At 65.4% G+C, this 22,069-nt stretch carries 21 protein-coding genes and 1 pseudogene; 5 read left to right on the top strand and 17 right to left on the bottom strand.

All coding sequences use genetic code 11. The features are described from left to right. Positions 1-93: 93 nt before the first annotated feature. From FQV39_RS05160 to FQV39_RS05140, 5 genes are all read right to left on the bottom strand, one after another. Complete coding sequence (locus FQV39_RS05160) at positions 94-825, bottom strand: SDR family oxidoreductase (RefSeq protein ID WP_149129319.1); 732 nt, start codon at positions 823-825, stop codon at positions 94-96. A gap of 102 nt (positions 826-927) precedes the next feature. Continuing rightward, complete coding sequence (locus FQV39_RS05155) at positions 928-1,764, bottom strand: oxidoreductase (protein ID WP_149129318.1); 837 nt, start codon at positions 1,762-1,764, stop codon at positions 928-930. 208 nt (positions 1,765-1,972) lie between these two features. Further along, a complete protein-coding gene (locus tag FQV39_RS05150) occupies positions 1,973-3,514 on the bottom strand; it encodes a cation:proton antiporter (protein ID WP_149129317.1) in 1,542 nt (513 codons plus the stop codon). A 113-nt stretch (positions 3,515-3,627) separates the two neighbouring features. Next, positions 3,628-4,185 carry a flavin reductase family protein gene (locus tag FQV39_RS05145; protein ID WP_472840623.1) on the bottom strand — a complete coding sequence of 186 codons (558 nt, stop codon included), beginning with the start codon at positions 4,183-4,185 and terminating at the stop codon, positions 3,628-3,630. Between the two features lie 78 nt (positions 4,186-4,263). Continuing rightward, positions 4,264-4,578, bottom strand: a complete 315-nt coding sequence (locus FQV39_RS05140) for a putative quinol monooxygenase (RefSeq protein ID WP_248313259.1) — start codon at positions 4,576-4,578, stop codon at positions 4,264-4,266. A gap of 199 nt (positions 4,579-4,777) precedes the next feature. On the opposite strand from FQV39_RS05140, the gene FQV39_RS05135 reads away from it, so the two are divergent. Further along, positions 4,778-5,374: a TetR/AcrR family transcriptional regulator gene (locus tag FQV39_RS05135; RefSeq protein WP_210251167.1), complete on the top strand. Its 597-nt coding sequence runs from the start codon at positions 4,778-4,780 to the stop codon at positions 5,372-5,374. Positions 5,375-5,554: 180 nt separating this feature from the next. After that, a complete protein-coding gene (locus FQV39_RS05130; RefSeq protein WP_149129314.1) occupies positions 5,555-6,316 on the top strand; it encodes an SDR family NAD(P)-dependent oxidoreductase in 762 nt (253 codons plus the stop codon). Positions 6,317-6,400: 84 nt separating this feature from the next. Here FQV39_RS05130 and FQV39_RS05125 read toward each other — a convergent pair whose 3' ends face one another. The 3 genes from FQV39_RS05125 to FQV39_RS05115 all read right to left on the bottom strand — a co-directional run bounded on the left by FQV39_RS05125 (position 6,401) and on the right by FQV39_RS05115 (position 9,051). Continuing rightward, the gene (locus FQV39_RS05125) at positions 6,401-7,318 is read right to left on the bottom strand and encodes a LysR family transcriptional regulator (protein WP_248313258.1); all 918 of its coding nucleotides are present in this window, start codon (positions 7,316-7,318) and stop codon (positions 6,401-6,403) included. A gap of 489 nt (positions 7,319-7,807) precedes the next feature. Then, positions 7,808-8,158, bottom strand: a complete 351-nt coding sequence (locus tag FQV39_RS05120) for a response regulator transcription factor (RefSeq protein ID WP_248313257.1) — start codon at positions 8,156-8,158, stop codon at positions 7,808-7,810. Between the two features lie 23 nt (positions 8,159-8,181). Further along, complete coding sequence (locus tag FQV39_RS05115) at positions 8,182-9,051, bottom strand: S1C family serine protease (RefSeq protein ID WP_149129312.1); 870 nt, start codon at positions 9,049-9,051, stop codon at positions 8,182-8,184. A gap of 203 nt (positions 9,052-9,254) precedes the next feature. On the opposite strand from FQV39_RS05115, the gene FQV39_RS05110 reads away from it, so the two are divergent. Further along, entirely contained in the window at positions 9,255-10,265 is a 1,011-nt protein-coding gene (locus FQV39_RS05110) for a S1C family serine protease (protein ID WP_149129311.1), read from the top strand. A gap of 47 nt (positions 10,266-10,312) precedes the next feature. On the opposite strand, the gene FQV39_RS05105 is transcribed toward FQV39_RS05110, so the two are convergent. The 5 genes and pseudogenes from FQV39_RS05105 to FQV39_RS05085 form a co-directional block, all read right to left on the bottom strand. Beyond that, positions 10,313-12,100, bottom strand: a complete 1,788-nt coding sequence (locus FQV39_RS05105) for a Rieske (2Fe-2S) protein (RefSeq protein WP_149129310.1) — start codon at positions 12,098-12,100, stop codon at positions 10,313-10,315. Positions 12,101-12,758: 658 nt separating this feature from the next. Continuing rightward, positions 12,759-13,496: a peptide-methionine (S)-S-oxide reductase MsrA gene (gene msrA, locus FQV39_RS05100; RefSeq protein ID WP_149129309.1), complete on the bottom strand. Its 738-nt coding sequence runs from the start codon at positions 13,494-13,496 to the stop codon at positions 12,759-12,761. Positions 13,497-13,512: 16 nt separating this feature from the next. Next, positions 13,513-15,381 carry a cytochrome c biogenesis protein DipZ gene (locus tag FQV39_RS05095; RefSeq protein ID WP_149129308.1) on the bottom strand — a complete coding sequence of 623 codons (1,869 nt, stop codon included), beginning with the start codon at positions 15,379-15,381 and terminating at the stop codon, positions 13,513-13,515. Positions 15,382-15,398: 17 nt separating this feature from the next. Then, the gene (msrB, locus tag FQV39_RS05090) at positions 15,399-15,890 is read right to left on the bottom strand and encodes a peptide-methionine (R)-S-oxide reductase MsrB (RefSeq protein WP_149129307.1); all 492 of its coding nucleotides are present in this window, start codon (positions 15,888-15,890) and stop codon (positions 15,399-15,401) included. Between the two features lie 126 nt (positions 15,891-16,016). Beyond that, positions 16,017-16,435, bottom strand: a pseudogene (locus FQV39_RS05085) (VOC family protein); the annotation flags it as partial. Between the two features lie 473 nt (positions 16,436-16,908). Between FQV39_RS05085 and hydA the strand changes: the two are divergent. Both hydA and FQV39_RS05075 read left to right on the top strand, forming a co-directional pair. After that, entirely contained in the window at positions 16,909-18,342 is a 1,434-nt protein-coding gene (hydA, locus tag FQV39_RS05080) for a dihydropyrimidinase (RefSeq protein WP_149129306.1), read from the top strand. Further along, complete coding sequence (locus tag FQV39_RS05075) at positions 18,339-19,016, top strand: GntR family transcriptional regulator (RefSeq protein WP_149129305.1); 678 nt, start codon at positions 18,339-18,341, stop codon at positions 19,014-19,016. Before hydA ends, FQV39_RS05075 begins: the two co-directional genes overlap by 4 nt. Before the next feature lie 44 nt (positions 19,017-19,060). Here FQV39_RS05075 and FQV39_RS05070 read toward each other — a convergent pair whose 3' ends face one another. The 4 genes from FQV39_RS05070 to FQV39_RS05055 form a co-directional block, all read right to left on the bottom strand. Further along, a complete protein-coding gene (locus FQV39_RS05070) occupies positions 19,061-19,798 on the bottom strand; it encodes an amino acid ABC transporter ATP-binding protein (RefSeq protein WP_149129304.1) in 738 nt (245 codons plus the stop codon). Next, positions 19,770-20,465 carry an amino acid ABC transporter permease gene (locus tag FQV39_RS05065; RefSeq protein WP_149129303.1) on the bottom strand — a complete coding sequence of 232 codons (696 nt, stop codon included), beginning with the start codon at positions 20,463-20,465 and terminating at the stop codon, positions 19,770-19,772. The genes FQV39_RS05070 and FQV39_RS05065 overlap by 29 nt, the downstream gene beginning before the upstream one ends. Then, the gene (locus FQV39_RS05060) at positions 20,465-21,139 is read right to left on the bottom strand and encodes an amino acid ABC transporter permease (RefSeq protein ID WP_149129302.1); all 675 of its coding nucleotides are present in this window, start codon (positions 21,137-21,139) and stop codon (positions 20,465-20,467) included. Before FQV39_RS05060 ends, FQV39_RS05065 begins: the two co-directional genes overlap by 1 nt. A gap of 64 nt (positions 21,140-21,203) precedes the next feature. Further along, the gene (locus tag FQV39_RS05055; RefSeq protein ID WP_149129301.1) at positions 21,204-22,013 is read right to left on the bottom strand and encodes a transporter substrate-binding domain-containing protein; all 810 of its coding nucleotides are present in this window, start codon (positions 22,011-22,013) and stop codon (positions 21,204-21,206) included. Positions 22,014-22,069: the final 56 nt, after the last annotated feature.

Raw genomic sequence — 22,069 nt, 5'->3', positions numbered from 1 at the left:
GAGCGGGGCCGCCGTCGCGGCGGCAAAAAGCACGATGGCGACAGCGGCCGTCGCAAATGGAAAGCGGCTTGCGAATGACATCGCGGCCCCCGTTCAAGCGCTTGCGGTGGGACGGATGACGATTTCGTTGGTGTCGATATCGGCAGGCTGGCCGATCACGTGCATAATGGCATCCGCAATCGCCTCTGGCTTCAGGGCGATGCTGCGATAGGCGACCATCGCTTCCGCTGCGGTGGGATCGGTAATCGAGTTGGCCAGTTCCGATTCCACGACGCCCGGATAGACGCACGTCACGCGGATCTTGTCGTTCTCCTGCCGCAGCCCATCCGAGATCGCACGCACCGCGTATTTGGTGGCGCAGTAGACCGCGGCCGCCGGCGAGACGGCAAGGCCGCCGATGGAGGAGACGTTGATGACCTGGCCGGAGCCTTGGCGATTCATCGCCGGCAGCACCGCCGCGATCCCGTAGAGCACGCCCTTGATGTTGACGTCGACCATCCGATCCCATTCGTCGACCTTCAGGGAGGCCATCGGCGAAAGCGGCATGATGCCGGCATTGTTGATGATGACGTCGATGCGCCCGAAGGCGGCGAGCGCGGCATCGGCGAAGGCCTGGACATCGTCGCGCGAGGTGACATCGACGCTCCGATAGATCGCCTTGCCACTGGCCGCGTTGATCTCGGCAGCCAGGGTTTCGAGGCGGTCCGTGCGGCGCGCGCCGAGCACGACGACGGCTCCGGCCTTGGCGAGGGCGCGGGCCGTCGCCTCGCCGATACCACTGCTGGCGCCGGTGATGAGAACGATCTTGTTCGCGAGATGGCTCATGGGATGTTCCTTCGTGCGAGATGGGTTGGGATAGGTGGGGTGGTGCCGCGCGGCGTGGCGCGGCTCGGACCAGCGTCGACTGCGACCTGATCGGAAGAGCGGTCAGGCGGTTTCCGGGAAATCCGTGCCCCGGCTGACATCCTCCCAGCGCCGGCGATCGTCGTCGAAGCGGTCGAGGCGGATCTGGGCGCGCTGCAGCGCATCGCTGCCGAGCAGCAGGTCGAGCGGAGGCTCGTCGGCATCGACGGCTGCGAGGATGGCCAGCGCGGCCCGGTGCGGGGCGCCGATCTGCTTGCCGTCCTTGTCGAGCAGAGTGTCGACCGCCCGGCCGCTGCTCGCGGCATAGCCGTCGATATGAGCCGCGGTCCGCAGCATCGAGCGGCCCGACAGGAAATCGGTCCGGAACGAGCCGGGCTCGACCGACGTCACCCAAAGCCCGAACGGAGCGAGCTCTTGCGAGAGGGCGCTCGAGATGGCCCAGAGCGCCGCCTTCGTTCCCGCATAGATGCCCGAACCGGCGCCGGGCGCGATGCCGGCGATCGACGAGATATTGACGATATGGCCGCGCCCCTGCGCCCGCATCCGGGGCAAGGCGTGACGGAGGATCGCGAGCGGTCCGAAAACATTGATCTCGAAGTTCCGCCGCACCTCTTCGTCGGAGGCGGCCTCGACCGGGCCGATCAGCCCGTATCCCGCATTGTTGACCAGGACGTCGATCCGGCCATGCAGCGCGAAGGCCGCTGTCATTGCCCGCTCGATCGAGGCGGCATCACCCGCTTCGAGCGGCAGGACGTCGAGTTTCTCTGTCGAAAGCCCTTCCGGCGCGAGCCCCTCGCGCGTCGTGCCGATGACGCGATCGCCACGTTCAAGCGCGGCTTGCGCGAGGGCATGTCCCAGGCCCCGCGATATTCCGGTGATGAACCAGACTTTGTTGGCCATGATCGTCTCCTGTCTTCGGCGGTGCAGACCTGACTGGCTCACCGGCTCTGAAAGGAAGATTAGATTGTGTTTTAAGAGCTTATAATCTTCTCATATTTGAACTGTCCTATTAGCCAGAATGACATAATCGGCGATCGACTGGCGACGCCTCCCGAAAGCGTCCGCTGCATCGCGGTATCTGGGGACCGAGCTGGCTTCGACATCGGCATCACGCCTCTTCGAGCTGATGCCAATGCGGCGGCGAAGCCGCCAGCTCGGCCCAATCGAGCTCCTCCTCTAGAGCGTGGAACACGTCATCCTCGACGTCTCCGGTGCGGCGCATCCCGGCAAGCCGCAGCCGCATGCCTTCGAGCGTCAGGCGCCGCAGATGCTCCGCTTCGCCGACCGCGCGGGGATGGTGCCCTTCCGCCGCCATGGCCCTGTCGGCAAGATAAGTCTCCCTGAGGTCGGCTGCTGCCTCGCCCGCCTCATTGCCGAGCTCCGCGATCGCAGCGTCGAGCAGCGTCACGCGCGCGGCAGTGAGTTCGGCATCGAAGGAGTCGTCCGGCTCGAGGCCGAGGAGCCGGATCAACGGGCCCAGCGTGAGGCCCTGGCCGATCAGGGTTCCGAGCACCACTGCGAGCGCGCTGAGCACGATCAGGTCCTGCCCCGGGAACCCAGCCGGCAGCGAGAGCGCAGCGGCGAGCGTGACGACGCCCCTCATGCCGCACCATGAGACGACGAGCCCCTGTGCGAGGCTGGGCGCATCATGATCGCCGCGGCGGCGTGATCTCAGATAGCCGGCCCGGTTGAAGAGCAGCACCCAGGCGATCCGGACGACGATGACCGTGACCAGCACGGCTCCGGCGAAGCCGAGAGCCTGCCAGATTTCGTTGGGCGCGAGGCGCAGGACGATCCCCCGGGCCTGCAAGCCCATCAGCAGGAAGGCCAGGACGTTCAGGATGAAGACCGCAGCTTCCCAGACAGCGTAGGAATGGACGCGATCGCGCGCCGATTGCCGCTCGGGAACATAGCGCGCCACCGTCATGGCAAAGGCGACGACGGAGAGGATCGCGGACAGATGGAGCCGCTCCGCGATGATCCAGGCACCGAACGTCGTTACGAACTCGAACAGCCGGCCTCCGAGCGTGCCCGCAAAGCCGGGCGCCAGCTTCAGATGGATAAAGCCCAGCCCAATGCCGACCGCGACACCGCCGGGCACGGCGACGGCAAACTGAGGAATTTGCGAACCCAACCCGTTTGGCGCGGAAACCGTGCTCACCGCGGCGCTGAAGATCAGCAGCGCGATGGCGTCATTGAAGAGGCTCTCACCCTTGAGAACCGTGACGGTTCGGCGCGGCAGGGCGAAGCGCCCCAGAACCGCCGCGGCCGCCGCGGCATCCGGCGGGGCGACGATGGCCCCGAGCGCGATTGCGGCGGCGATCAGCAGCCCCGCCAGCGCAACCCCGACCCAAGCGACGGCCGCCGTCGTCAGGATGACGGCCAGCGCGGCCAGGGCCAGCAAGGGCAGCCAGTTGCTGCGCGCGGCGCGCGGCGAGAAATCATAGGCTGCATCGAGGAGCGCCGGCGCGATGAAGAGCGCCAGCGCAAGCTGTGGATCGATGGCGACGCCCGGCGCCCAGGGCAGGGCCGCGACCAGCACGCCGGCCAGCGCCAGCATCGTCGGGTAGGGAATGCCCAGCCGCCGCGACAACTGGAGCAGGACCACGGCCAGCAGCACCAGGATCAGCATGTTCTCGAACAACGCCATCCGACTGCCTTTCCGCGTGCTGCGCTCTCGATCTTACGAAGGGAAGCGACCGAGACGCGCCGCCACTTCGGAAGCCGGCGAAAAAATGCCGACGGCGCAGGCCTCGACCTCGTTCAGTCCTGCAGATATCGCCACTTCACCATCCGCTCCCTCAGATCGAGGATCCGGCCGTCGACCGCGAAGGTCCCGTCGCCCCGATGGTGAAGCGTCCGCCGCTCGGTCCGTTCCGGATCGATCGAGATCGCGACCGCCTCGAGGATGAACAGGTTATAAGTCGCGACCATGCTGTCATCGGCGACGCGGCATTCGATATTGGCGAGGCACTCCGCGATGAGTGGCGCGGCGACCTTCTCGGCCGGTCGTGGCGTAAGGCCGAACCGCTCGAACTTGTCGACCTCGCTGCCGGAACAATTGCCGATATCCACGACCGTCTTGGCGAGATCGACCGTCGGCACGGCCAGCACGCACTCGCCGGTGCTGCGCAGCGCCCGGTGGCTGTGATCCCACGAGCCGATGATGCAGCCGATCAGGGGCGGAGAATGCTGGATCATCATGTGGAAGCCCATGGTCATCACGTTTGGGCGGCCACCTTGCGCTGTCGTCACCAGCACAATCGGACCAGGTTCGAGCAGACGATAGGCCTTGCTCGGGGGCATCGATTCCAGTGTCATCTGCTTCGCTCCGAGGCCGGGACAGCAGCAGCGCCATCAGGTTGAGCGCGGATCACTTCCGATGGTCTATCTCAAGGATCAAAGGCGCCACGGCGCCGGCTCTGACATCATCAGGAAGCGGCGCAGATCGAGATCCCCGTCAACGAGCTCGGGCACGTCGGCGACGAAGGCCCGCATATGCGGCAGATCGAAATGGGCCGCGAGATCGTCCGCAGAACGCCAGTTCTCGTAGACGCACCAGAGGTCGGCATCGATGTCCGACCGATGCACGTCGTAGTTGATGCATCCGGGTTCTTGTCGAGAGGGCACGACCAGATCGAGAAGCCGCCGGCCCAGCTCTTCTGAACGGCCGCTTCGAGCCCGGATGAAAGCGATGTTGGTGACCTGTGACACTTCGCTTCTCCTGACGGAATGCTCAGTGATTGCTCGCTCGGTCTCTCGGCAACGGCCGTACCCATGCCCGGATCGGCACCGCAGTGTCGATTTTCGCATTGTCACGCTACGCTACGTAGCGTATTCTCGTCAAGCTCAATCGATCTTTCGCCCACCCCCGGCCTCGGCGCTCAGGGACGACACGATGGTAGCCAGATCCGTGACAGCGACTGCAAAGCCCCCCGGCGCTCATCGCGCCGATGTCACCGCGACGATTCTCCGCGCCGCACTCGAACTCGGCGAGGAAGTCGGCTTCGAAGCCCTGACGATCGAAGGCATCGCCGGCCGCACCGGCGTCGCGAAGACGACGATCTATCGCCGGTGGCCGAACGTCGCGGCGATCGTGATGGACGCTTTCCTCGGCGAGATTACCAAGGCGGCACCGATCCAAAAGAATGCCACCGCGCGCGAGAGCTTCCGGGCTTCGATGAAGCTGCTGGTACGCGCCTATAACGGCCAGCAAGGCAGGATCATGCGGACATTGCTCGGACGAGCGCAGGTCGATTCACGCCTACTCGACGCGATGAAGCTGCGCTGGGTCGAGCCGCGCCGAGCCATCGCTCGCGAGATCATACGTGAAGGGATCGCGACGGGAGAGCTGAGGCCCGGCCTCGATCCGGACATCGTCCTCGATCTCCTCTACGGGCCGATCTACCACCGCTTTTTCATCCCCTATCTCGGCTCCGATCTCACCGACGCGTTCATCGATGCGCTGATCGAGGCCGTATTCGGCGGACTGGCTTCACCTCCGTCCTGAGCGGACGCCTCGCCTGCCGCCCAGCCGATTTGCGCAAAACCCCGACAGTCCCGGCAAAGGCCCGAGAGAAGGCAACGCCCGCCGGGGGCATATCGGTTCCACGCCAACACGGCGGGCCAAAATCGCTGCGGGATGGGCGAATTTGGCCGTTCTCAACCGCATCCCGCAAGGAGAGCTACCATGACCAACATCGTAGCGAACGTGAACGAGGTCGAGGGCAAGGTTGCACTCGTCACCGGCGCGGCGAGCGGCATCGGCCGCGCGATCGCCGAATTGCTGCATGCACGCGGCGCGAAGGTGGTCGCGGAAGACATCGACCCGGCCGTCAAGGAGCTGGAGCGGGACGGGCTCGTCGCCTTCGTGGCCGACATCACCGCAGACGGTTCGGCCGAGAAGGCGGTGGCGCTCGCAGTGAACAGGTTCGGCAAGCTCGACATCCTCGTGAACAATGCCGGCCGCATCATCTACAAGAACCTCGTCGACATGAGCCGCGAGGACTGGAACTGGCAGATGGAGACGAACGTCACCGGCGCCTTCCTTCACTCCCGGGAAGCGGCCAAGGCGATGATGCCGAACCGCGCGGGTGCGATCGTGAACATCGCCTCCTATGCGTCCTACTTCGCCTTCCCCGGCATCGCGGCCTACACGGCTTCGAAGGGAGCGCTGGCGCAGTTGACCCGGACGCAGGCGCTCGAAGCGATCGAGCACGGCATCCGCGTGAATGCGATCGGCGTCGGCGACGTCGTCACCAACCTGCTGAACCATTTCAGGGATGACGGGCGCGAGTTCCTCGCCGAGCACGGCAAGAACGCTCCGATCGGGCGTGCCGCTGATCCGGTGGAAATCGCCGAGATCGTCGCCTTCCTGGCCTCGGACCGCGCGAGCTTTATCGTCGGCTCGGTCGTCATGGCCGATGGCGGCATGAGCGTTCCGATCGGCTGATCGATCGCGACGGGACGGTCGCAGAACAGCGGCCGCCCCGATCTTCATCCGACGCTAACGAAACGCTTGCAGCTCTCAATCCTCTTACTCGTGATGAGCGGTGGTCCTCACGGCATCGATGAAAGCACGCAGAGCGGGGGCCATCTGCCTTTGCCGGGGATAACAGAGAAAGAACCCGGGATACGGCTCGCAATAGGCATCGAGCATTTTGACGAGCCGGCCAGCCGCAATCAGGTGATCGGTTTCCCGGTTCGTCGCAAAGGCGATGCCAGCATCGTCCAGGCAGGCTGCCAGCATCATCCCGCGGTCGTTCGCGATGATCGAGCCCTTCACCACCAGCTCGAACCAGTTTCCGTCGCGATAGAACTCCCAGGCGTACGGAAGGCTGTGGCCGGACCAACGCCACCGGATGCAATTGTGGTCCAGGAGCTGCTCCGGCGTTTCCGGCACGCCATGTTCCGCGATGTAGGTGGGCGTCGCCACCGGATGCTGGCAAAGCGCGCCGCCGATCTCGACCGCAATCATGTCTCGCTCGACCACCTCGCCCGGGCGAATGGCGACGTCCCACCCGCCCGAAACGATGTCGACAACCGCGTCATCAACGGTCACATCAACGATGATCTCGGGATAGGACCGGCTGAAGGTACCGAGCATGGGCGTGATGAATGTCTGCGCGGCTTGGCGCGCGGCATGGACACGTACCGTCCCGGACGGGGTGTCGCGAAAGCGGATGGCGCTTTCCAACGCAGCACCGATTTCGTCCATCGCCGGGCGCAGGCGAAGCAGCAGGGCCTCTCCAGCCGGGGTCAAGGCGACGCTACGAGTCGTGCGATTGAGCAGACGGATGCCCAGTCGTTCTTCGAGACTACGAATCGTCTGGCTGAGGGACGACGGCGTGATGCCGAGCCGCTCGGCGGCGCGGGTAAAGCTCAACTGCTCAGCAACGGTCACGAAGGTTCGCAGTTGTGCAAATTCGCTGCCCTGGACGGTCGGAGCCATCATCTCCTCACAAGCGATAAGCCGCGCTATTGCGTATCGCTATCGAAAAATAGCGCCGGTTTCATCTCGATTTTTAATCAGGAGTAATAACTTACGGCCTGGGGATCGTTCGTTCGCGCGCGCCAGCAACGTCAAGAGGCCTTTGGCCGTAGATATGAAGGCACGGCCGGCACGTCGCGATTGTGCGGCCAACAACCCAAATCAGGCGCTCTAGGGTGTGGAAGCGCCGATACCGGACATTAGGACATCGCCCGGAAACAGACATTAGTGGCTGGCGCAAATTAAGCCCGCTCTCGACCCCAAGCCGACGTCTGCCAGTTGCTCCGCGTATGGCCGATGGTGACGGGAGCAGGCATTCCTGAGGCGGAGCGGTGTCCTCGAAGCGGCCACTCATCGCCGAGAACGGCAAGCTCGATCAGGACGTGATCAGCGATGCTGGAGGAGTGCGCAAAACGGGAAGCCTGGCGCGAAGCAGCCGTGGGCGAGCGCGTGTCAAAGGTGGAGGACACCGATCCTTGCTGCATGGGCGACGGCATCCGTGCGGCTCACCGCATCGAGCTTCTCCAGCAAGGATGCGACGTGATACTTGGCGGTGTGCGCCGAAATGCCGAGCCGGCGGGCAATCAGCTTGTTCGATGCCCCCTCCGCCAGCAGCGCGAGGACTTCCAATTCCCGGGCGGTGAGTGCGATGCTGGCTTGCAGCTCCGTCGCCGCTCCCGGCGCGACGACGAGCGCGTCGGGTTCATCCTCCTTGCCGACCAGCTCGACCTCTTCGGCATCGGCCAGAACAGACGCGATCCGATCAGCGACGGCAGGGTCGGCCACGTCGACCGCCAGCCGCAACCGATCCTTCGCGCGCGGGTCTCTCAAGCCGCTGGCCTTTCACCGATTTGAAGCTTTGTCCGGTGCAATTGGCCGCCGCGCCGCAGCTCGATCTCCAAGAGCTTTCCGATGCTGTCGGGGCCGAGCGATCTCAGCAAGGATTGCAGCTTGCCGATGGGTTTGCCGTCCCAGCTCACCAGAACGTCTCCCTGATGAATATTGGCCGCCGCTCCGGGGCCCTCGGGGTCCACACTCATCACCATGACGCCTGAGCCATTGCCCTCGACCGAGACCGGATGCAGGCCGAGACCCACATAGCCGCGCGGAATCCGGCCATCGGTCTCCAGCTTCGCCGCGATGCGGCCGATCGTGACCGAGGGGATCACCAGGACGCGCCGACGTGGTCCGAACACCGTCATGCCGAAAGCCTGCCCGGCGGCGTCGACCGCAAGGCCGCCCTCAGCCGTCGACCGCAGGCGGGTATCGAGCTCGATGCGCGCGTCAATGTCGCCGCCGCGCATCGACTGCCAGGGCTCCCTACTTACGGAGACAACGCCGAGGGCCGCGGTCGGTGCGCCGCCCTCCGCCCCCAGGGCAAGGACGAGAGCGCCGGGCGCGAGCTGGGGTGACGCCATGGCGACAGGCTGCAGATCAGACCGGTCGATCCTGAGCACGGCGATGGCTGTGCTCGGGTCGCGCCCAACGGGATGGGCGACAATGCTCTCGCCACCGGGCAAGGTCACGCTCACGTCCCCGTCCTCGGCAAGGCTTTCGTCCGAGGTGACGATGAGACCCTCGCGCCAGACGAAGCCTGACGCCTGCATGCGATGGGATATGACCGAAACGAGGCTCGGCGCCAGACTCTGGACGATTCCTGCCAGCGCCGTGGAAACATCCTGTAGGTCTATGCTCATGGGGCCTCCGGAATGCTGGCGAAAACGCATGCAGTAGAGATGCGCCGGGGCCTGGATCTCGTCCACTAGCCAGATGGGCAGGCGAGGGCGGGAGCGGGCGGCTTACCGGGTGGGCGTGCGACCGGGAGCGCGCCGGGCTCAGCCCTTTTGCAGCGGGGTCCGGGTCGCCATATCCTGGCAAACAACGCAGGGCGGTTCCGCCAATGCTCGACGTTACACCTCGCTTCGTTCTCGACGAAGACGCCTTCGATTCGTCCACGCCCCCGCTCGCCCCCGCAGGCGACGGCGCGCTGCTCGATGCCTATTCGCTCGCCGTCACCGAGGTGGTGGAGCGGGTGGGCCCGGCCGTCGTGAGGCTTGATGTCCGCAGGCACGGGTACCGCTCCGGCTCCGGGTCGGGCGTGATCCTGTCGCCGGACGGGCTCATCCTCACCAACAGCCATGTGGCGCAGGGCTCGGCGCGGGTCGGCGTGCAGATGCCGGACGGGCGGCATTTCGATGCGCGTCTGATCGGCGACGACCCGGACACCGATCTGGCGCTCGTCCATGTCGAACAGCCCGTGAGCCTGCCGGCGGCCCGGCTCGGCGACAGCGGGCTGTTGAAGCGCGGACAGATCGCCATCGCCATCGGCAACCCGCTCGGCTTCGAGGCGACGGTGACGGCCGGCGTGATCTCGGCGCTCGGCCGCTCGCTGCGCGCCAAGAACGGCCGGCTGATCGACGATGTGATCCAGACCGACGCGGCCCTCAATCCGGGCAATTCCGGCGGGGCTTTGGTGTCGTCGCGGGGCGAGGTCGTCGGCATCAACACCGCGATGATCATGGGGGCGCAGGGCATCAGCTTCGCGGTGGCCTCGAACACGGCGAGCTTCGTGATGGGCGGCCTCATCCGCCACGGCCGGGTCCGGCGGGCCTCGATCGGCATCGCGGCGCACCCGGCCGTGATCACGCGCCGCATCCAGGTCGCGGCGGGCGTCGTTCAGGCGGCGGGCGTCATGGTCGACTCCGTCGAGAGCGGAGGCGCGGCGGATATGGCCGGCATGCGGGCAGGAGACATCATCGTGGCGGTCGACGGCACGCGCGTCTCCGGGGCCGACGAACTCGTGCGCCTCTTGGCCGAGGACAAGATCGGCCGGCCCACCGCCTTCGATCTGCTGCGCAATGGCCGCAGGCAGGTGGTCGAGCTCACGCCACGGGAGCGGTGGGGGGCTTAAGGCCCGCGACATGCTGCGCCTGGGGCGCAACAGGCCGCCGCCCTTCATCACGTCTCGGCATCCTGATGAAGCTGGCCGCCGCGCAGGAGCCGGCGCGCGATGTCGGCTGTCTGCAGGGCGGCGCGTTCGGTCGGCGAATGGGCGGCGAGGTAGCGCCCGACCGCGATCAGAATGCGCCGGCCCTCATCGGTATCGCCCCACTCGGCGAACTGCCGAACGCCCGCCTCGAGCATTTGATAGGCGTGGAAGCCCGCATCCTCGCGTAACAGGGCGTGCGCCAGGGTCGCGATCAGTGCGCGGGGCGGGTGACCGCGCGTCAGATGGCGCGCAATCAAGCGCCCGACCGTATCGACCTGCCGCTGCCGGTCGAACGCATCGAGCAGGGCAGCGCTGATCTCGGCGGCATCGGCGGGCAGGTCATCCAGCCTGTCGCTGTCCTCGCCGGGCATGCGCGCAGGCGGCACGTTGAGATAGCGCGCAAGATAAAGCGCCATGGCCCCATGCAGGATGCCCCGCACGCCGTCGCCGGGGCCGCGATGGTCCGCGGCCCCGGCGTCGATCCGCTTGAGCGCCTGGTGAATGGCGTTGGCATAGCTGAAGACATGGTGGGCGGTCTCCCAGTCGGCGTGCTCATTGGCGCTGCCGAAACGCGCCACGCGTAGCGCCGCCGCATAGGCCAACGACCGGCCGAGATCGACGGGAGATGCTCCTGCACGGACCGCCGTCTTGATCGCAGCCATGATTGCGTCCGCCTGGTCACCCAGCAGGCTTTCAGCCAGGGCCGTGTGATCCGCCCAGCGGCCAGCGCTGCCGGCGGCGTCGAACAGGTGCGGCAACTCGGAGGCGGTCTTAGCGCATAATGCGACGAGATCGGCCGGCTGGCGCCACGCGGTCGCCTCTTCGGCGCCACGCGCCGCCACCATCTGACCGACCACCGTCGGCAAGACGGCAGCTGCGTGCTCCCAGCCGATCAGGTCCAGGCATTCCAGCGCCTTGTTGATGAAATCGAGCGAATGCCCGCCGTCGGCGTAGGCGCGATCCGTGGCGGCCGCGACCAACAGCTCCGCGAGCGCGTTCGGCGCCGCGCCTGCTGCGATGGCGGTGAGCACGGTGCGCTCGGCTGCCTCGCGGTGGCGCACTTCCGTCCAGCGCCGGAGCCAGCGCCTGAGAGTGGCGCGAGCGGGCCGGCTTGCGAGCGGAGCGCGCTCCCGGCGCGGCGCTTGCCCGTCGCAGTCCGCGGCGACGCGGCGGGCCCCGTGGAACAGGGCGAGGTCGACGTCGTCCTCGCCCAATACCGGCAAGATGTTGCCGACGGCCGTGAGGATCGTCAGACCTATGCCCCAGCCGTCGCGGTTGGCGGCGCCGAACAGCGCAACCTGCCGCAGGATGTCGTGCAGCGGCACGCCCGCCGCCAGTTCCCCCTGCACGGCCTTGGCGACGACGAGGCTGAGATTGTGGGCGAGACCATCCTCGAGGCGGCTGCGCCAGTGTCCAGCGGGATCGGCATAGCCAAAACACGGGCTCACCCAGATCTCTCCGTCCGCGCGCACCTCGACGGGACAGGTCGGCACATCGTCCGCCCACAGATCGAAGGTGCAGCCGCTCGCCAGATCGAAACGGGCGTGGTGCCAATGGCAGGTCAGGATGCCGTCCTCGACGCTGCCGCGATCGAGCGGAAAGCCCATATGGGGGCAGCGATTGTCGAGTGCGAAGACGCGCCCGCCGTCGTGAACGACAAGGATCGGGCGATGGGGGCCGTGCACGACGAGCCGTCCCTTGGCCTTCAATTCCTGAAGACTGCCAGCGCGCACGAAGTCCTTGTCTTGCCTATCCATGGGCGGCTCCGGCCCGAGATCATCCGCAGCGCCATCCACTGACGCCTCTATGCGGCTCTACAAGAATGTAGTGACGACGCGCCCAAGTTTTACCCAGCGGCGAGTTTGGTCTGGTGGTTGGATTCGCCCTGCTGGCCTGTGTGGGCGCCGGAAGTTGAGGCGGAGTCTTGTCGGAGGCGGTGCTGGCTGGGGCTTCAACTAGAGCGAAGCGATGACGTGCGGTCCGTCGCCGTCGAGACGCTGTGGACAAAGTCAATGCAGCTGAGTCCGGGCTGGGAGCAAGTCTGTGAAGCGAACTTCTATACCAGCCGAGCGAGATCTCCTGCGGGACGATTGCTCAAAGGCCGAAGCGCATTTCATAACGGCACGCGCAACTTGCCCGAAGCAATTCTACGAATGGAGCGGCGTGCGAGTGGAGTTGAAAATCCGACGCAATAGAACGGGAGTGGTTGCTGCCTCGGACAAGCCTTCGTTCCAGATAAGTCAGTGCCGGTAGACCGCTGTCGGTCTCGCGCCAATTCCGGTCATTGGACTTCTGCCTAAAAGCAGACATCCGTCTCGCGCGAGCTGCAACATATCGGGCGCGAAGCCCTGGCGGGCACAGCTTAACAGAGGCATACCTGGCGAGACGGCAGCCTCAACAGGCCGAGTTGGCCTCTCAGTTCGCCATCTGCGAAACGAGCACCGGCTTCGCCCTGTAGATCTCCGGAAAGAAGCGTTTCAGGCTCTCGACCTTGGGAAGGTCGTGGATGACGATGTAGGGATGCGAGGGGTGCCGCGTCAGGAAATCCTGATGATAGGCCTCGGCCGGGTAGAAGGTACGCTCCGGCTCGATCTTCGTCACGATCGCTGCGTCGAAGGCGCGGGCCTGGTTGAGCTGGGCGATGTAGGCCTTGGCGATGCGCGCCTGCTCGGCATCGGCCGGGAAGATCGCCGAACGATACTGCGTGCCGGTATCCGGGCCTTGCCGGTTGAGTTGCGTCGGATCGTGGACGACGGAGAAATAGATCTGCAGCAGCTTCGCGTAGCTGACCTTGCGCGGATCGTAGACGATCCTGACAGCCTCGGCATGGCCGGTGCGGCCGGTGCCGACCTTTTCGTATTCGGCTGTGGCCCGTTCGCCGCCGGCATAGCCCGAGACGGCGCTGCTGACGCCTTCCACATGCTGGAAGACGCCCTGGACGCCCCAGAAGCAGCCGCCGGCGAGGACCGCGACCTTCTGCGTCTCGCCGGGCGCCGCCGGCTCGTCCATCACGGGCGCTGGAATGGCGCGGGCCTCCTCGGCCGCAGCCAGCGGCGAGAGTTTCAGGGCGACGGCGCCGAGCGCGGCAGCGGCGACGCCGATCAGGGCACGGCGGCTGACCCGGTGCATGGAGGAAGGAGCTTTGACGGGCATGGCGGGATCTCCGTGATCAGCCGAAGGTGAAGGCATAGGCCTGGGCGCCGGCATCGAGGAAGGTAATCTCGAAAGTGCGGTCCTTGATCGGGCCGCTTTGTCGGATGAGCTGGTAGAGGCGCTGGCCCGTGATGGTGCCGTTGCCCTCGGCGTCGACGTCGATGCCGCGATCGGCGCCGGGCGGCGCACCATCGATGGCGACACGGAAACGCACCGGCCTGCCATCGGCACCGGGGCCGAGCACGAGATGTAGATCGCGCGCATGGAAGCGATAGGTGATGCCGCCATCCGGCGCATCGAGCGCCGCATGTTCCTTGCCGATCGTCCATTGGCCGGAGAGGCCCCACTCGTTGAGGCGCGGCATGCCGGGTTCGTAGCGGCTAGCGGCATCCTCGACGGCGCCGCCCGGAGAGACGAAGTTCTCGGCGCGCTCGTAGCCGAGATAGGTCTCGGGCGAGTGGACATCGGCCTCGTTGGAGGCCATCTCCGCCCCGGATGCGCTGACCGAAACGGAGCCGGTTGCGACATCGGCCCGCCCGGCTTCGGCCAGAAGCTGCTGGATGACCTTCTCCGACTCCTCGTATCCGCCTTCTCCGAAGTGATGGTGGCGGATGCGGCCCTCGGCATCGATGAAGTAATGCGCCGGCCAGTACTGGTTCTTGAAGGCGCGCCAGATCGTATAATCGTTGTCGATCGCGACGGGATAGGCGATCTTCAGATCGGCGGCCGCCTGTTTCACATTGCCGATCCGCTTTTCGAAGGCGAACTCGGGCGCGTGAACACCGATCACGACCAGGCCCTGATCTTTGTACTTCTCCGCCCAGGCACGGACATAGGGGATGGCGCGCAGGCAGTTGATGCAGGAATAGGTCCAGAAATCGACCAGCACGACCTTGCCTTTGAGCCCGCCGGCTGTGAGCGGCGGCGAATTCAGCCATTCGACCGCGCCTGCAAGCGACGGCAGGGCGCCTTCGACCGGCAGGTCGGTCGCCGCACCCGAAGGTTTGGCCGCCATCATCGCCGGATTGGCACTCATCATCGCGGGCGCGTTGCCGCCCGTCATGGCAGTGTTGCCACTCATCATTGCCGGGCCGCCGGTCATCATGGCCGGGCCGTTGCCGGCCGTCATGGCGGGCGTGGAGGGCTGCGGTGCGGCAGCGGTGTCGAAACGGCTCAGCAACCGCTGTTCGAGCGAATTCGTGCTCGCCAGCGAAACCTGCGTCAGGAAACCGGTGTCGAGCCCCAGCGCGATCGCCACCACCGCGGCGAGAACCGCGACACCTGCGCCGCGGCGCAGCCATTCGCCGGCGCCGAGCGAGCGCTTCATCAGCGCGAAAACCCTGCCGCCGGCCAGAAGCGCCAGCGCGAGCGAGGTCGCGGCACCGGCTGCGTAGGCGAGGAGCAGCAGCGAAGTGCCTGCATTGGCGCCCTGCAGGGCGGCACCCGTCAGGATGAGGCCGAGGATTGGCCCGGCGCAGGGCGCCCAGAGCAGGCCGGTGGCGAGGCCCAGCAGCAGCGAGGGCAGGATAGCGCCGGAGCCGCTGCCGCCTTGCTCTGCCTCCTCCGACAGCCGTCCGCCCAGTGCCACGAGCGGGCGCGCGAAGCTGTCGGCCAGCCCCGGGAACAGCAGCGCGATGCCGAACAGCGCCAGCAGCGCCATGGCGGCCAATCGGCCGTACTGATTGGCCTCGACGGCCCAGCCGCCGCCGACTGCCGCCAGCGTCGCGACGCCAGCGAAGGCTAGCGCCATGCCGAGCAGCATCGGCAGCGTGCTGCGCAGGAAGGACTGGCCGGCCCGCGCGAAGACGAAGGGCAGCACCGGCAGGATGCAGGGGCTGACGATGGTCAGCACGCCGCCAAGATAGGCGAGCAGAAGCAGGGTCATCGGCGTGGCGTCTTCGCTCAGGTCGCCAGAGGCTTGAAGGCCATGGCGACCCCGTTCATGCAGTAGCGCAACCCCGTAGGTCTGGGGCCGTCATCGAAGACATGGCCGAGATGACCGCCACAGCGGCTGCAATGCACCGCGAGCCGGACCATTCCCAGTGACGTGTCGCGCTCGGTGCCGACGGCGGTATCTGCGATCGGCGCCCAGAAGCTCGGCCAGCCGGTACCGCTCTCGAACTTGGTCGTGGAGGAGAACAGCTCCTGGTCGCAGCCGGCGCAGGCGAAGGTACCCCGGCGCTTCTCCTTGTTGAGTGGGCTCGTATAGGGGCGTTCCGTCGCGCTTTGGCGCAGTACTGCAAATTGCTCCGGTGTCAGAAGCTTGCGCCATTCCTCGTCGCTGTGCCTGACGGAAAACTCTCCTGCCGCGTGGGCCCCGCGCGGGCGCCAAGCTAGGCTGGCACCGACCGCGCCGGCGGCTGTCGCTGCCAGAAGAAACCGTCTCGTGATCATGATCGCCACCTCGTTGCGCGAAGCGGCCCTGCTAGATCGCATCGCGAATTTATTCTGGGCGTTATATTGGACAGGGAATAGCGTTGGTCGCGGCGTTTTGATCGTATGTCATCGGCTTTCCATGCGAGTGGTATCGCCGCCGTCCACACGCCCCGGAAACCGCTGGGTGATCTCCTGCAGGAGCCAGCTGTTGCCGTCCGGGTCGCTGAAGGTGGCATAGGAGAGGTAGCTGCGCCCCTCTGGATCGCGGCCGTTGATCGCCGGCTGCCCCGGGCCAGCCCGGTGAAGCACCTCGCTCACCTTGGCGCCGCCCCTGACGAGTTGTGTCCGCGCCGCCTCGATGTCGGAGACAGCAAGGTAGAGCCCGCTCGCCGAGCCCGGCGCGGGGCCGCGGTGATCCCGGTGCCGAAATGGATCGAAGCCGGTGAGCTCGGAGGCGTGAACTGTACGACCCGGAAGCCGTCACTCACCGGGAAGTCGGCGTCCAACCGCCAGCCCAGGCCGCTGTAGAAGCTCTTCGCGCGATCAACATCGGCAACCGGGATGGCGACGACACGTTCCGCCGCCTCGGTGTCGGAGTCTTAGGTCGGCGCGATGCCCCCAATCTTGGTTAGGCCAATCGGTTTTTGGACATTACTGCTGGAAAGGGAGCGACGGATATAGCGTTCCGCCGCTCAGGGCGGGTCGATCTTGATGCCGGCGGCTCGGGTGAGACCGGCCCATTTGGGAAGCTCCGCCTTGATCGTGGCGGAGAATTTGAGAGGGCAGTTCCCGATCAGAGCGATGCTCATCTCCTCGAACCGCTTGCATAGCTCCTGGGCCACAAACAGGGTCAGGACCAAAGCCCACCATGCATTAGATTCGAACCGGGCCACCTAATGGGGCAGGCCACTCCCTCTCATCTTCCTGAACGATCTCAAAGGCGCACTCCAATCAGGAGGCAACATTGCGGGCCGTTTGACCGATTGCGTGCAAATTGTATACCGTTGTGTCTTCGGCAGATCGGAACGGAACAGAGATGTCAGGCTACGATACCATCATCCGCGGCGGAATGGTGATTACAGCTGCGGACCGCATCATCTGCGATGTCGGCATTCGCGACGGACGGATCGTCACGCTGGGCGAGGGCCTCGGCGAGGCTCGGCAGGTGATCGACGCGGCCGGCAAGCTCGTGCTGCCGGGCGGAATTGATGCGCATGTCCATATCGCGCAGTCTTCCGGCGAAGGCATCGTGATGGCCGATGATTTCGAGAGTGGCACGCGTTCCGCGGCGCTGGGCGGCACCACGACCATCATGCCGTTCGCCCTGCAGGAAAAGGGCGCCTCGATGCGCGAGACACTCAAGGCCTATCATGCCAAGGCTGATGGCGAATGCCATGTCGATGTCAGCTTCCACATGATCATCTCCGATCCGAGCGAGCAGCTTCTCGGTCAGGAACTGCCGGCGCTGGTCGAGGATGGCTACACCTCGTTCAAGATCTTCATGACCTATGAGGGGCTTGCGCTGAACGATCGTCAGATTCTCGACGTGATGTCGATCGCACGCGAGACCGGCGCCCTCGTCATGGTCCACGCCGAGAATTACGACGCCATCCGCTTCATGACCGAGCAGCTTGAGCGCGGCGGCAAGATCGCACCGAAATACCACGCGACCTCGCGCCCCATCCCGGTCGAGCGCGAGGCGACGCACCGCGCGATCTCCCTGGCCGAACTCGTCGATGTGCCGGTGATGATCGTCCATGTCTCGAACCGCGAGGCGATGGAACAGATCCGCTGGGCAAAGGACAAGGGCCTGACCATCTTGGGCGAGACCTGCACGCAATATCTCGTGCTGACCGAGAAGGATCTCGACGGGCTCGGCATGGAAGGCACGAAATATGTCTGCTCGCCGCCCCCGCGCGACACCGCGAGCCAGGAGGCGTGCTGGGAGGGTTTGCGCAACGGGACCTTCACGGTGTTCTCCTCCGATCATTGCCCGTTCCGCTATGACGACCCGCAGGGCAAGCTCACCCCCAAGGGCAAAACGAGTTTCCGCTGGGTGCCGAACGGTATTCCGGGCGTGGGGGCCCGCTTGCCCATCCTGTTCTCGGAAGGCGTCTCGAAGGGGCGCATCGATCTGGAGACCTTCGTCGCGGTTACCGCGGCGAACCCGGCCAAGACCTATGGTCTCTATCCCCGCAAAGGCGTGATTGCCGTCGGTGCCGACGCCGACATCGCGATCTGGGATCCTAACAAGCGCGTGACCCTGACCCACGACCTGATCCGCGACGGCGCCGACTACACGCCCTATGAAGGGCGCGAGATCACCGGGTGGCCCGTTGTCACCATGGTGCGCGGCAGCGTCGTAGTCGAGGATGGCCGCCTCGTTGGCCGCAAGGGACACGGCATCCACCTGTCACGGGCGCGCTCACCCTTTGCGGCGCGCAGCGCGACGATGCGGACGCCGTCATGAGCGACGCCGATCCAGTGGAGACCGGAGAAGCGGAAGTCGTGCGTTCCGGCGCCTTCAACCTCTCGAACCTTGCCTACAACGCGATCTCGGAGATGATCCGCCGCCGCCGCTTGCGCGGCGGGGAGATGATCGTCGAGGCGCGCCTGGCCGAGAGCCTCGGTATCTCGCGCACACCCCTGCGCGAGGCCTTGCAGCGTCTGGAAGGCGAAGGGCTTGTCATCAAGGGAACTGGGCGTTCCTATCTGGTACGCAATGTCGACCTGGGGGAATATCTGCAGAGCTTGAAATGCCGCGAGATTCTGGAGCCTGAAGCAGCATCGCTGGCGGCGGGGCGCATCCCGGCGAGTGAAATGGTCAAGGTGCGGGCCGAGATCAATCAGCTGCGCACGGCTGTGCCTTATCATACCGACGCGCATTGGGCGTCCGACGACAATCTGCACGAGCTTTTCGCCCGTCATTGCGGCAACGAGGTGCTTGCCGATGTGATCCGCAAGCTCAGGGTTACGACGCGCCTGTTCGAGATCGCGCGCCTGGCCGATCGACTGGAGCCGGATTTGGTCGAGCATCTCGCGATTGTCGAGGCTCTGGAGCGGGAAGATCCCAAGGCCGCGCGCCGGGCCGCGCAGAACCATGTCCGCAGCCTCGGCAAGTCGGCGCTCGATACGGTTCGCTGAGCCTCGTGCTTGCCGCGAACTGCGGGCATCCGTGTGTCCGTCGCTCAGTGGCGCAAGATCTTCGACACGAAATCGCGCGTGCGCTGCTGTTGCGGGGCGTCGAAGATCTGCTTGGGCGCACCGGTTTCGACGACACGGCCACCAGCCATGAATACGACCTTCGAGGCGACTTCGCGGATGAAGGCCATTTCATGAGAGACGATCAGCATGGTCATGCCCTCCCGCGCCAGCACCCGGATCGTGTCCAGGACTTCCGAGACCAGTTCCGGATCGAGCGCAGCCGTCACCTCGTCGAGCAGTAGGATCTCCGGCTTCAGCGCCAGCGCGCGGGCGATGGCGACGCGCTGCTGCTGGCCGCCCGACAATTCGTCGGGATAGCGCGAGAGCTTGTCGCCCAGGCCGACCTTGGCCAGCAAGGCCTTGGCTTCCGCCTCGGCCTCGGCGCGTGGCCGCTTCTTGATCTTCACTGGCGCGATGGTGACGTTTTCCAGAACCGTCATGTTCTGGAAGAGGTTGTATTGCTGGAACACGATGGCGATGCGGTCTCGCAGGCGGCGCAGCGCTGCCTGATCGGCGTAGTTCACGGACTTGTCGTCGAGTTTGACCGCGCCGCCCGATGGCGGCAGCAGCCCCATGAGCACGCGCAGGATCGTGCTCTTGCCGGAGCCTGACGGCCCGATCAGCCCGATGATGTCGCCCCGGCCGACCGTGAGATCGATGCCGGAGAGTACGGGCAATTTGCCGTAGTGGGCGTCAAGCCCCGCGATGTCGAGATGATGCAAGTCTGGCCTCCAGCCTGGCACCGAACCGTGCCAGCGGATAGGAAATGGCGAAATAGACGATGAGGATCGCGCCGAAGCTGAGCGCGGCCGAAAAGCCCTTGTTGTTGAGGACCTTGCCGACGAAGGTGAGCTCCACCACGCCGATCTGCGAAGCCAGCGCCGTGTCCTTGATGAACATCACGAAGAAGCCGAAGGCCGGCGGCAGGATGATGCGCCAGGCCTGCGGCAGCGCGACGTAGCGGATGGTTTCGAACAGGCTGAAATTCATCGTCGCCGCAGCTTCCCATTGGTTCCGATGGACCGCATTCAGGCCGCCGCGAATGATCTCGCCCAAGAAGGCGCCTGCGATGAGCGTCACGGTCACGGCCGCGACGACGAAGAGCGGCACATCTTCGCCCGTCGCTTGGAAGGCGAAGAAGCACAGCATCAGCGTAACCAGGAAGGGAACGCGGCGGAACAACTCCGTGAAGCCGATGGCAAGCAGACGCAACGGCAGCAGAGCCGGGCTATGAGTTAGGCGCGTCATGGCCAGGGCAAGGCCCAGCAGGGAGCCGACGACGCAACCGAGCGCCGAGAGCGCGAGCGTCGTCAGGGCCGCCTTGGCGATGAAGACGAGGTTGTAATAGGTCGCGAAGCGCGGCCACTCCTCGATGATCTGCGACAGCATCAGATCAGCCCCGTGCGAGCGCGGAAGGCATAGCGGCCGATGGCCGCGAGCAGCACGGAAGCCGTAAGAGTCAGCGCGACATAGAACAGCGCAGTGACCGAAAAGATCTCGATCGATCGGAAGGTCTGCGAATTGATGTTGAAGGCCTGGCCGGTCAATTCCTCGACGCCGAAGACGGCGGCCATGGACGTGCCCAATGTCATGATGATGAAATGGTTCGACAGCGGCGGGAACAGCACGCGCGCCATATGCGGCAGGATCACGTAGCGAATCTGCTGCAGCCGCGAGAAACCGAGCACCTCGGCCGCCTCCATCTCGGAGACGCGCCGGCTCTCGAAGCCCGCTCGCTGGATCTCGGTGAGATAGGCGCCGGCGTTCAGCGTCATGCCGATGAGCACGGCCGCGAAGGAGGAGAGCAACACGCCCATGTCGGGCAGCGCGAAATAGAGGAAATAAATCTGCACGAGCTGCGGCGTGTTGGTGAAGAACACGACATAGACGTTGACGATCCGGGTGAGCCAGCGCGGCCCGAAGGACTTCACCGCCGCGCAGGCCGTCCCGATCGCGAGGCCGCCGCAGAAGGAAAGGACCGCGATCTGCAACGCGATCCACGCCCCGTCGAAAAGGCGCGGAAGGAACGGCCAGATCTGGCCATATTGCAGCGTGTAGCTCATGGCGACCCGAATGGCTGCGTCCGGCCGGCGATACCGGCCGGACGATGGGCTTTTCCGAAGGCGATCAGAAGTAGGGCGTAACGCCCACGGGCTTCAGCATGTCCATGCCGAACCACTTCTTCCAGATCTCGTCGGTCTTGCCGCGGCGGTGCAGTTCGAAGATCGCCACGTTGAGCCAATCCTTCAGGCCGGTCGAAGCCTTGGAGACGCCGAGGCCGCAATAATAGATGTCGATTGGCGTCTCTACGACCTTCCACTCGACCTTGTGCTTGGCCATGTGCTCGCCCATGAAATCAATCACATCGATCATCGCCGTGCCTCGGCCCTGCGCGAGCGCGCGTACGGCGTCGGGATAGTTGTCGAGCAGGGTGACCTTGGCGTTCTTGAGGTTGTCCTCGATGAACTTGACCGGCGTCGAGCCGCGCACCTGCACGAAGGTGACGCCCGGATCGTTGAACTGCTTCCAGTCGGTGAAGGGCTTGTCCTTCGTGGTCAGCACTCCGAGCACTTCGGTGTGGACCGGGACGGTGAAGTCGATCACCTTGGCGCGCTCGGGATTGCGCGTCATCGCGCCCATCACGAAGTCGATCTTGCCGGACACCACGAAGGGGATGCGGTCCGGCGAGCCGGTCTGAACCACTTCAAGCTTCACGCCGAGTATCTTGGCGATCTCAGTGGCGAAATCGACATCGAAGCCGACGATCTCGTTCTTGTCGTCGAACTTGCCGAGCGGTGGCAAGGTCGGGTTCACGCCGACGCGGATCGTGCCCGATTTGATGATCTCGTCCAGCGTCCGCGCCTCGACGGAAGCCGGGGCAGCCAGGCCCGTCAAGCCGATGGCGACAGCGCCGGCGGCGAGCAACTTCTTCAACATGCTTGCATTCTCCCGAAGAGCCGTTGCGCGATGGCAGGATTCAGCGCCGCCGCCAT

Source organism: Bosea sp. F3-2 (assembly GCF_008253865.1).
Taxonomy (GTDB): domain Bacteria; phylum Pseudomonadota; class Alphaproteobacteria; order Rhizobiales; family Beijerinckiaceae; genus Allobosea.
This window is presented reverse-complemented; position numbering and strand designations above follow the sequence as displayed.

Bases quoted from the DNA above. Each gene is read 5' to 3' on its own strand.
- FQV39_RS05160 (WP_149129319.1), bottom strand. From the start codon at position 825: ATGAGCCATCTCGCGAACAAGATCGTTCTCATCACCGGCGCCAGCAGT.
- FQV39_RS05155 (WP_149129318.1), bottom strand. From the start codon at position 1,764: ATGGCCAACAAAGTCTGGTTCATCACCGGAATATCGCGGGGCCTGGGA.
- FQV39_RS05150 (WP_149129317.1), bottom strand. From the start codon at position 3,514: ATGGCGTTGTTCGAGAACATGCTGATCCTGGTGCTGCTGGCCGTGGTC.
- FQV39_RS05145 (WP_472840623.1), bottom strand. From the start codon at position 4,185: ATGACACTGGAATCGATGCCCCCGAGCAAGGCCTATCGTCTGCTCGAA.
- FQV39_RS05130 (WP_149129314.1), top strand. From the start codon at position 5,555: ATGACCAACATCGTAGCGAACGTGAACGAGGTCGAGGGCAAGGTTGCA.
- FQV39_RS05125 (WP_248313258.1), bottom strand. From the start codon at position 7,318: ATGATGGCTCCGACCGTCCAGGGCAGCGAATTTGCACAACTGCGAACC.
- FQV39_RS05115 (WP_149129312.1), bottom strand. From the start codon at position 9,051: ATGAGCATAGACCTACAGGATGTTTCCACGGCGCTGGCAGGAATCGTC.
- FQV39_RS05110 (WP_149129311.1), top strand. From the start codon at position 9,255: ATGCTCGACGTTACACCTCGCTTCGTTCTCGACGAAGACGCCTTCGAT.
- FQV39_RS05105 (WP_149129310.1), bottom strand. From the start codon at position 12,100: ATGGATAGGCAAGACAAGGACTTCGTGCGCGCTGGCAGTCTTCAGGAA.
- msrA (WP_149129309.1), bottom strand. From the start codon at position 13,496: ATGCCCGTCAAAGCTCCTTCCTCCATGCACCGGGTCAGCCGCCGTGCC.
- FQV39_RS05095 (WP_149129308.1), bottom strand. From the start codon at position 15,381: ATGACCCTGCTTCTGCTCGCCTATCTTGGCGGCGTGCTGACCATCGTC.
- msrB (WP_149129307.1), bottom strand. From the start codon at position 15,890: ATGATCACGAGACGGTTTCTTCTGGCAGCGACAGCCGCCGGCGCGGTC.
- hydA (WP_149129306.1), top strand. From the start codon at position 16,909: ATGTCAGGCTACGATACCATCATCCGCGGCGGAATGGTGATTACAGCT.
- FQV39_RS05075 (WP_149129305.1), top strand. From the start codon at position 18,339: ATGAGCGACGCCGATCCAGTGGAGACCGGAGAAGCGGAAGTCGTGCGT.
- FQV39_RS05065 (WP_149129303.1), bottom strand. From the start codon at position 20,465: ATGCTGTCGCAGATCATCGAGGAGTGGCCGCGCTTCGCGACCTATTAC.
- FQV39_RS05060 (WP_149129302.1), bottom strand. From the start codon at position 21,139: ATGAGCTACACGCTGCAATATGGCCAGATCTGGCCGTTCCTTCCGCGC.
- FQV39_RS05055 (WP_149129301.1), bottom strand. From the start codon at position 22,013: ATGTTGAAGAAGTTGCTCGCCGCCGGCGCTGTCGCCATCGGCTTGACG.